This is a genomic window from Lysinibacillus sp. IITD104, from assembly GCF_036698265.2.
In the GTDB taxonomy this organism is placed as follows: Bacteria; Bacillota; Bacilli; order Bacillales_A; family Planococcaceae; genus Lysinibacillus; species Lysinibacillus boronitolerans.
This window is the reverse complement of record NZ_JBAHYH020000001.1, coordinates 1,552,407-1,561,029: the sequence shown is the minus strand read 5'-3', so window position 1 is coordinate 1,561,029 and position 8,623 is coordinate 1,552,407. Positions and strand designations below refer to the sequence as shown.

The 8,623-nt window shown below is 37.5% G+C and carries 7 protein-coding genes; 2 read left to right on the top strand and 5 right to left on the bottom strand.

What is annotated here, in order from left to right:
* Positions 1-219: 219 nt before the first annotated feature.
* From lepA to gpr, 4 genes are all read right to left on the bottom strand, one after another.
* Positions 220-2,046, bottom strand: a complete 1,827-nt coding sequence (lepA, locus tag V1L66_RS07865) for a translation elongation factor 4 (RefSeq protein WP_004226914.1) — start codon at positions 2,044-2,046, stop codon at positions 220-222.
* 255 nt (positions 2,047-2,301) lie between these two features.
* Positions 2,302-4,197: an acyltransferase family protein gene (locus V1L66_RS07860; RefSeq protein WP_333006925.1), complete on the bottom strand. Its 1,896-nt coding sequence runs from the start codon at positions 4,195-4,197 to the stop codon at positions 2,302-2,304.
* Between the two features lie 590 nt (positions 4,198-4,787).
* The gene (spoIIP, locus tag V1L66_RS07855; RefSeq protein WP_333006926.1) at positions 4,788-5,642 is read right to left on the bottom strand and encodes a stage II sporulation protein P; all 855 of its coding nucleotides are present in this window, start codon (positions 5,640-5,642) and stop codon (positions 4,788-4,790) included.
* A gap of 120 nt (positions 5,643-5,762) precedes the next feature.
* Positions 5,763-6,779, bottom strand: coding sequence for a GPR endopeptidase (gene gpr / locus V1L66_RS07850; RefSeq protein WP_312126005.1), 1,017 nt, complete (start codon positions 6,777-6,779; stop codon positions 5,763-5,765).
* Positions 6,780-6,942: 163 nt separating this feature from the next.
* Here gpr and rpsT point away from each other — a divergent pair, with 163 nt between their 5' ends.
* Positions 6,943-7,191, top strand: coding sequence for a 30S ribosomal protein S20 (gene rpsT / locus V1L66_RS07845; protein ID WP_004226906.1), 249 nt, complete (start codon positions 6,943-6,945; stop codon positions 7,189-7,191).
* 100 nt (positions 7,192-7,291) lie between these two features.
* On the opposite strand, the gene holA is transcribed toward rpsT, so the two are convergent.
* The gene (gene holA, locus V1L66_RS07840) at positions 7,292-8,302 is read right to left on the bottom strand and encodes a DNA polymerase III subunit delta (RefSeq protein ID WP_258859821.1); all 1,011 of its coding nucleotides are present in this window, start codon (positions 8,300-8,302) and stop codon (positions 7,292-7,294) included.
* Between the two features lie 165 nt (positions 8,303-8,467).
* On the opposite strand from holA, the gene V1L66_RS07835 reads away from it, so the two are divergent.
* Positions 8,468-8,605 (top strand): YqzM family protein, encoded by a 138-nt coding sequence (locus V1L66_RS07835; RefSeq protein ID WP_004226902.1) that lies wholly within the window; start codon positions 8,468-8,470, stop codon positions 8,603-8,605.
* Positions 8,606-8,623: the final 18 nt, after the last annotated feature.

Sequence of the window (8,623 nt, the reverse complement as noted above, 5' to 3'; positions counted from 1 at the left end):
ACTATTCAAAAAAGATTAGGACACAGCAGATCAGCTATTACTGAAAACTGCTATGTCCTTTTATCACAGAAGATAGATGCTGCCGATATTTTTGATTCCATCGCTAAAGATTTTTAAATTGCTTGCACAATTTCAATGCAGTAGCAAATCGGTGGCATTCTCCACCCAACTGATACAAAACTATTTGCTTAAACCCCTATAAACCCTGTTATATCAATATTACTTCGAATCATCCATCTTCAGCACAGCCATGAATGCCTCTTGAGGGACTTCGACTGAGCCTACTTGTTTCATACGTTTTTTACCTTCTTTTTGTTTATCAAGAAGTTTTCGTTTACGGGAAATATCTCCCCCGTAACATTTCGCTAATACGTTTTTACGGATGGCTTTAATTGTTGAACGCGCCACGATTTTTTGTCCAACTGCTGCTTGAATTGGTACTTCAAATTGTTGGCGTGGGATTAATTCTTTTAATTTTTCTACGATGATTTTGCCTCGATCGTAGGCAAAGTCACGGTGTACGATAAAGCTTAGGGCATCGACTTGCTCACCATTTAATAAAATATCCATTTTCACTAATTTCGATGGCTGGTAACCAATAAGTTCATAGTCGAATGAAGCATAGCCCTTTGTATTTGATTTTAAATAGTCAAAGAAATCATAGACAATTTCTGATAATGGCATTTCATAAATAATACTTACACGCGATGTATCAATATAATCCATCGTCATGAAATTACCACGCTTCATTTGACAAAGTTCCATTACCGCTCCCACATAATCATTTGGTACCATGATTGTTGCTTTCACATATGGTTCCTCGACACGATCAATTTTTTGCGGGTCTGGCATAAAGGAAGGGTTATCGACTTTCAGCTCAGTACCATCTGTCATATGAACATTGTAAATTACGGAAGGTGCTGTTGTAATTAAGTCGATATTAAATTCACGCTCAATACGCTCCTGAATAATTTCCATATGTAGTAATCCTAAGAATCCACAGCGGAAACCAAAACCAAGTGCTTGCGATGTCTCTGGCTCATATTGTAGCGCAGAGTCATTTAACTCTAGTTTTTCTAACGCTTCACGTAAATCATTGTATTTGGCTGTATCGATTGGATACAAACCACAGTAGACCATTGGGTTTAAGCGACGATAACCAGCTAATGGCTCAGCTGCAGGACGATTTGCATAGGTTACAGTATCCCCTACCCGTGTGTCACCTACATTTTTGATAGATGCGGTTAAGTAACCTACATCACCCACTGTTAATTCAGCCTGTGGCACAACTTTTGGTGTATGTACCCCAACTTCAATAACCTCGAATTCCGCACCTGTTGCCATCATGCGAATTTTATCGCCAGGCTTAACAGTACCATTGATGACACGAATCGAAATGATAACACCTTTATAGGCATCGTAAACAGAGTCAAAAATTAAAGCTTGTAGTGGTGCATCTGGATCACCAGTTGGCGCTGGTACCTTCTCTACGATTTGCTCTAGAATATCCTCGATACCAATACCTGCTTTCGCAGAAGCTAATACTGCTTCAGAGGCATCTAATCCAATAACATCTTCTACTTCTTGACGTACACGTTCAGGGTCAGCTGCAGGTAAATCAATTTTATTGATTACAGGTAAAATTTCTAAATCATTGTCTAGTGCTAAGTAAACATTTGCTAGTGTTTGTGCTTCAATACCTTGTGCTGCGTCCACAACTAAAATGGCACCCTCACAAGCAGCTAAACTTCGTGATACTTCATATGTGAAATCGACGTGTCCTGGTGTGTCGATTAAATGGAATGTATACACTTCGCCGTCTTTTGCTTCGTACTTTAATTGAACTGCATTTAACTTAATTGTAATGCCTCGCTCACGCTCTAAATCCATTGAGTCGAGGAGCTGTGCCTTCATTTCACGGGAAGTTAAAGATTTTGTTTGCTCTAAAATACGGTCAGCAAGCGTTGATTTCCCATGGTCAATATGTGCAATAATAGAGAAATTTCGTATATTCTCTTGTCGTTTTAAACGTGCTTCTCGGTTCATCTTTTCCACTCCTAATTAAACTATAATGAATTATACTATGAACATAACGCAAAGTACAACAGCAACTAGACTTGAAAGCCTATAATATCAATACTTTCAGTGTTTCATGACGTTTTTAAATTTTACAGTATTAAGTATATAAATGCAGACAAATCAGCTTTAGAATAAATATAGGTAGTACAAATAGTTCCCCTTCCAAAGATAGAGAAAAAGTCAGCTACGCAGAAAACACTGTGTATACTGACTTTTTTCATTTTATTTGTTTAAGGATTGTTGAATTAGCTTTGTTAAAACTTCTACCCCTTTTTTCTCTAAATGTACACCGTCAGGGGCGAAGTATTCAGGGTGATTGATTGCTGCAGCATGCCAGTCAATGAGTGTAATTCGCTCATGTTCCTGTGCTTTTTGCAGTAAAGCTTCATTCACTTTTGCTTCCCATGAACGCGGCACCCGTGTATTCACTAAATATATATCAGCATTTGAAAAAGCGCCAAGGAGTGCATCCATTTGGTCAGTGGTAAAAAAACCATTTGTCCCCAATTGTAGAATGACTGCATAATTAGGTTGATTAAAACTTGCATAATTTGGTGCAAGTTTGACAGCTTGTGAAACTTGACGACCTATTTTTCCATCGATTGTAATGGTCGGATACATATTATGTAAGCTCGGTGCAATATCAATCATTAGGGAATCACCAATGGCTAGTATGCCACGATAAAAATCATCTTTTTCAGGCTCTATAATGGTGTTAATTTCTTCTTGTTTAGGCGTTTCTATGTCCTGAACATCTTCTACTCCCTCTTCCTTGCTTGGAGAGGGCTTGTCGGTTGAGGCTTCAGCTTGTTTGTCATGCTCGTTCAACTCGGCTGTGGGTTCATCGCCATTAATTTTTATCGTTGTTGGAAACGTTTTAGATGGGTTTTGCTGGCTTTCACCCACTACACCTGTCATTCCTGTGAAAAATACAAGCAGAAAAAGTGGCACCATAACCGTTGATATTTTTCGTGGGAAAGTTAGGCTTCCCCATTTATTTTTATTACAAATCAGATATTTTTGACAATAGACTCGGAATCCTTCTTTCCGGATGGGCATCTCAATGAAGCGATAGGATAGCTCTGCAATCATCAGGATTAGTAAAAGCTGCAGGAAGATTCGCCAATAGGGGGCATTACCAATTTCATGAATGGGTGTCCCTAAAACCATGACAGGATAATGCCATAGATAAATACCGTAGGAACGAGAGCCTATCCAACATAATGGCTTCCATGCTAATATTTTTCCTAGTACGCTGACTGGATGACAAATACATGCAATCAACACCGCAGCATTTAAGCAAAATAAAAACATACCGCCTCTATAAAGAAAGGATTGATATTCATCAACATACACTATGCTTACTAAAAAAATAGTAAGTGCAATGAAGCTCATCGTATTTAGTTTCTTCACATGGTTTGCTGCTAATTTTTGAGAAGATAGTCTTTTCATTGGCCAAACAAGGGCTAGCCAGCAGCCTATTAATAATTCAAAACAACGTGTGTCCGTTCCATAATAGACACGACTAGGATCAGCACCTGGCTGATAAAGTACCGCCATTACGAATGCTGAACAAAGGGCACCACAAAAGACAATATTTGCTAGTTTACTTTGTTTTTTAACAACAAAAAGTCCAATCATTAAGAGTAATGGCCAAATCAAGTAAAATTGTTCTTCAATAGCTAATGACCATAGGTTTTTTAAAGGTGATGGAGAACCGAAACTATCAAAATAAGAGAGTTTATGAAAAATGAACCACCAATTACTTGAATAAAAAATAGAGGACAGTGCATCCCCTCGCAAAGTATGGAGAAGCTCTTTATGAAAGAGCATTGCCCAAACAAATGATGTAACAATCATAACGTAGGCTGCTGGTAGTAGCCTTCTAAATCGTCCCACCCAAAATTTCTTTAGGCTGACTGTTAATTGATTGCCCTTTAAAGGTAAGATGGTAGAGGTAATTAAATAGCCTGATAATACAAAGAAGATATCTACTCCTAAAAAGCCACCTCTAGCCCAACTGAAGTTAAAATGATAAGCAATAACTGCTAAAACGGCTAATGCTCGAATCCCGTCTAGTCCAGGAATATAACGATGATTTAATGACTTGCCTGACATACTATTCCTTCCTTCAATAATCTCTCAATTTCGTTTCGGTAAAATGTGGTTTTTCTAGCTGTTCAGTGAGAAATTAATCTAAAAGCCGTCACGATCTCTGACAACCGCCCAAGACTTTGGAGAGAAGATGTTAGTTACATCTAATGCCACAAGAAGTAACGCTTTTTGAAGGTATTCCCTTCTGCATCAAGATAAAACCTGTTGTCACGTAGAACTTTTTAATTGATAACCATCCCCTCTCTATTATTTTTTGCTTGTTCACTTATATGTTTGACGTTTGAAATACGATAAAAGTTTGAGAGAAAAATGAAACGTTATCACTTTTTGTCTTTTAAAAATTCATATGTATGTTTGCTATAGACTTAAAAAGGCATTCCCAAAAATGGTATATACTTCAAAAGTATGTTTGCTTTATTTGCATATGCCTTCATTTAACGTTTTATCATGAAATTCGAGAGCCAACTTGAAAATTATAAGACAAGAATGGAGCAATGGAAAGACAATTAATGAGAATTATTTCTGGAAATTTTATTATCATACAATATTAAAAAAGTGAGCCCACAAGAGTCCCACTTTTTAATATGATTGGTCTATTTTTTTGAATCATTTACAAACGCTTTTGAGATAGCCTTACCAATTACAGCAATCGTACGATTAACCTCTTCCTCTGTATTACCAATTCCACCTATTTCAATAATCATCATTTGCTTTGCTAAATCCTGATTGTATCGACCATCAACACCATCACCACTTTTAGAAATAACCCCTTTAGATATTTTTGGAACGATGGCATTTAGTGTGGATGATAAACTTTCAGCATAGGCTGTATTCCAGCGGTAATTAGCATGCTCTGCACCAACGACAATAGCGATTTTCGCATAGTTTTCCCCATTATATGAGATCGTTGTAAGATCATGTTTTAATGAGTCACGATGTAAATCAAGTATTAAATCATAATTATTTGTTTCTAAATGCTTACTTAAATATGGCCTCATCACATTATAAGACTCATGATAGCCTTTACCCTCTTCTTGTAATTTCTTCATAATATCTACATCAAGAACATTCGTCTTTAAACCATTTACATTAAAATGATTCACAATCTTATCCTTCAGGCTCATAATATTGACCGTTTCATGAGAAGTCGCTACCTTACCACTCACTGCTTTTACCATCGGTTCGTATGCTTCATGCGTATGAGTAAATAACACTAACACTTTAAATGGATCCGGGTCTAGGGCTTGATCTGGTTCAGGTTCTTTCGTTTGTTCCAGTACACTTTGTTCAGCTAAATTGGTAGCAGCAAACACGACTTGCTTATCTTCTGATTGTTTGATCGGAGTCGATGCTTGCTTGTTGAACGGAAGTTGCCCAGCAATGACAGGTAATACGAAAAAGAACAATAATATACCAAATGACCATTGTAGTTTTTTTAGCAAAGTCACACCCTCCTCCCCATATCGTATGGAGGGGGGATGTTAATTAGAACGAAAATAATTTTCTTGTTTTACGCATAAATAGGCGTGTTTTAGGAGGACTACTCTTAGCATTTGCTTCTTAATTTTTTATAAATCACTTGCCCAATCCATTAGCATAGAAGCCACTAATTTTGCATAGCGATCAATCCAATAGTCTGCTTCTTTTGGTGTAACCATCAATTGTGTGTGGGAGCCAGCGAAGGTTTCCTCAAACAGCTGCTGCCGCTCCTCCTTCGTCCATGTCGCCCATTCTCCAAATATAGGTTGTACTAATGTCATATCCAGTTCCTTGTTGATATCTGGTTGCCATGAGGATAATGAAAGCTTTGATGACGGTTTACTGCGTTCAGCTACACGAGCAGCTATCGAACGTAGCATTGTTTCTACCGCATCCGCAATTAATACAGGTGCATCTACTACAGTAGGGATCCCTATTGCTGTTACGGGAATGCCAAGCATCTCATAGGAAATTTCTTGCCGTTGATTGCCTACTCCTGAACCTGGATGGATGCCTGTATCAGTTAATTGAATGGTTTTACAGAGTCGATTACTCGCTCTTGTAGCAAGTGCATCTACTACAATGATTAATTTCGGTTGCAGACGCTCAGCAATAGCAGCCACAAACTCACCTGTTTCGTAGCCTGTTTGTCCTGTTACCCCAGGAGCATACATGACAAATTTTTCATCAATGACATCTAAACCATGCAAATGGTCAATTAAATAGGGACCTATTGCATCGGGTGTAATGGTGCGATTACCTAAACCAACTATTAAAATTTTATCGTCCTCTTGCCAAGAAAGTGCCTCATGCATTTTTTTGAAATTTACTAGCAATTCTTGCTCAAGTTGTGCAAAGCCTTCTTGATCTTCTAATGTTAGCGTTGGGACAGACAGGGTAATATACTGCCCTTCCTTTTTGCCAATTTGCTTTTCTCCTTCAGCGTCTACTAGAACATCTGTAATTTTTACCCTACCAGCATTCCGATCTTCAATTTGAATGCCACTTGATTGTTCAAGCTTTTCTTTTTGCTCTTTGGTCTGATGGACAACTACCTCTTCTGATTCATCGATTAAATCTGTTCGTTGCCAATTAAAATTTTGCATACAGTTCACCTCAAGCTGTAGTTTGTTCAAACTGTCAAGTAAATATTCTTTGCATTTATCTATTGCAATTTAGCCAAGCGTTTGTTAAAATGATTTTTGTTGTATTGACACAAGAAATCAATGAGAAGATATCATCTCGTACCTAATTTAGGAGGTGAAATATATGCCAAACATTAAATCTGCGATTAAACGCGTAAAAGTTAACGAAAAAGCTAACATTGCTAATTCTCAAGCTAAATCTGCAATGCGTACTACAGTGAAAAAAGCTGAAAACGCTGTTGCTGCTAACGCTGAAAACAAACAAGAACTTTTACAAGCAGCTTTCAAATCTTTAGATAAAGCAGCTTCAAAAGGACTTATCCACAAAAACGCGGCGGCTCGTAAAAAGTCTCGCCTTGCTAAAAAAGCGTAATTGTTTAAAGGATCAGATACTCTATTAGGAGTAGCTGATCTTTTTAATTTTATAGAGAACCGAACATAAAAAGCTGCCCTTATCGGACAGCTTTTGTTGCCTATAATTGGCGCAATAAAAATAGCTCTAGATAGCGCTCTCGATTCCCACCAGTCGATTTTAGCTGTAAATCAACCTCTGCTAATTGATATAATGCCCGTAGCAAATTTTCTTCTGAAGGCCGATGTCGTTGCTCAATCATAAGTTTGACGCGATATGGATGAATTTTTAGATTTTTAGCGATTTGTTGTGGGTGATAACCTTTTTTTAATAAATAAAAAACATTTGACATGGTACGAACATTGGATGCTAGCAAGCCTACTAACATAATAGGCTCTTGTTTTTGTCGCAATAAATCATGATAGATGGCCAAGGCTCTGACAGAGTCATTAGCCAAATAGGCATTGAGCATTTTAAAGGCATCTTGCTCTAATGTTTTTGCCACCAAATCCTCCACTAAAGAAGTTGTAATTTCGCCACCATCACCTAAATAAAGAGTTAGCTTGTCAATTTCCATCTGTAATTGTAGCATGTTGGCTCCGACCATCGTAACAAGCAATTCAATAGCATCTTGTGTAATGCTATTACCTTGAGCTTTGACAATGCCTTGAATCCATACAGCTAAATCCTGCTCTTTTGGTGTTTCTGCTTGTATAAATAGTGCATGCTCTTTCATCATTTTAGTCACTTTTTTGCGTTCATCCAATTTTTCATAAGGGGCAATAAAAACCGTTACGGAAAAATCAGAAGGATTCGACAACCATGTTTCCAATCGTTTCACATCATGATCAATTTTTTCCTTCCCTTTCTCGGTTGCCTTTAAAAACGATGCATTTTTAGCAATAATAAGCTTACGTTCTGAGAAAAAAGGAATGGTATCTGCTTCATCCATGACCGCATCTACAGGTACTTCTTCTAAATCAAATGTAGTCATCTCCAGATCTTCTTCTGGACCCATTGCCTCTTTTAAACGTTTAATGGTTTCATCTATAAAATAGCTTTCTTCACCAACAAGCAAATATACTGGTGCAAGCTCACCTTTTTTTATTGTATTCCAAACCGTTGAAATCATAATTTCCCCTCCATCTAGCAATACTATTAGTATACATGATTTCATAGTCCTTTGTGTCTTTGACCGAATTGTGTCGATTCCTTGCCAGACGGGGAAATCACCTTTTCGATATAGCTTTTATGACCATGTTGTCTTATAATAAATAACAGAATTGGAGGGATAACAATGAATCCATTTGAAGGAAAAAACATACAATGTCGACGTAACGATGCCATCGATTCTGGTGTTGGCTTCGGTGTATCATTTGGCGTTTTCACGCTAATGTTTATTATTGCAACTATAGTAGAATTTGTATCACAGTAATTGGACTTATGCAGGAAA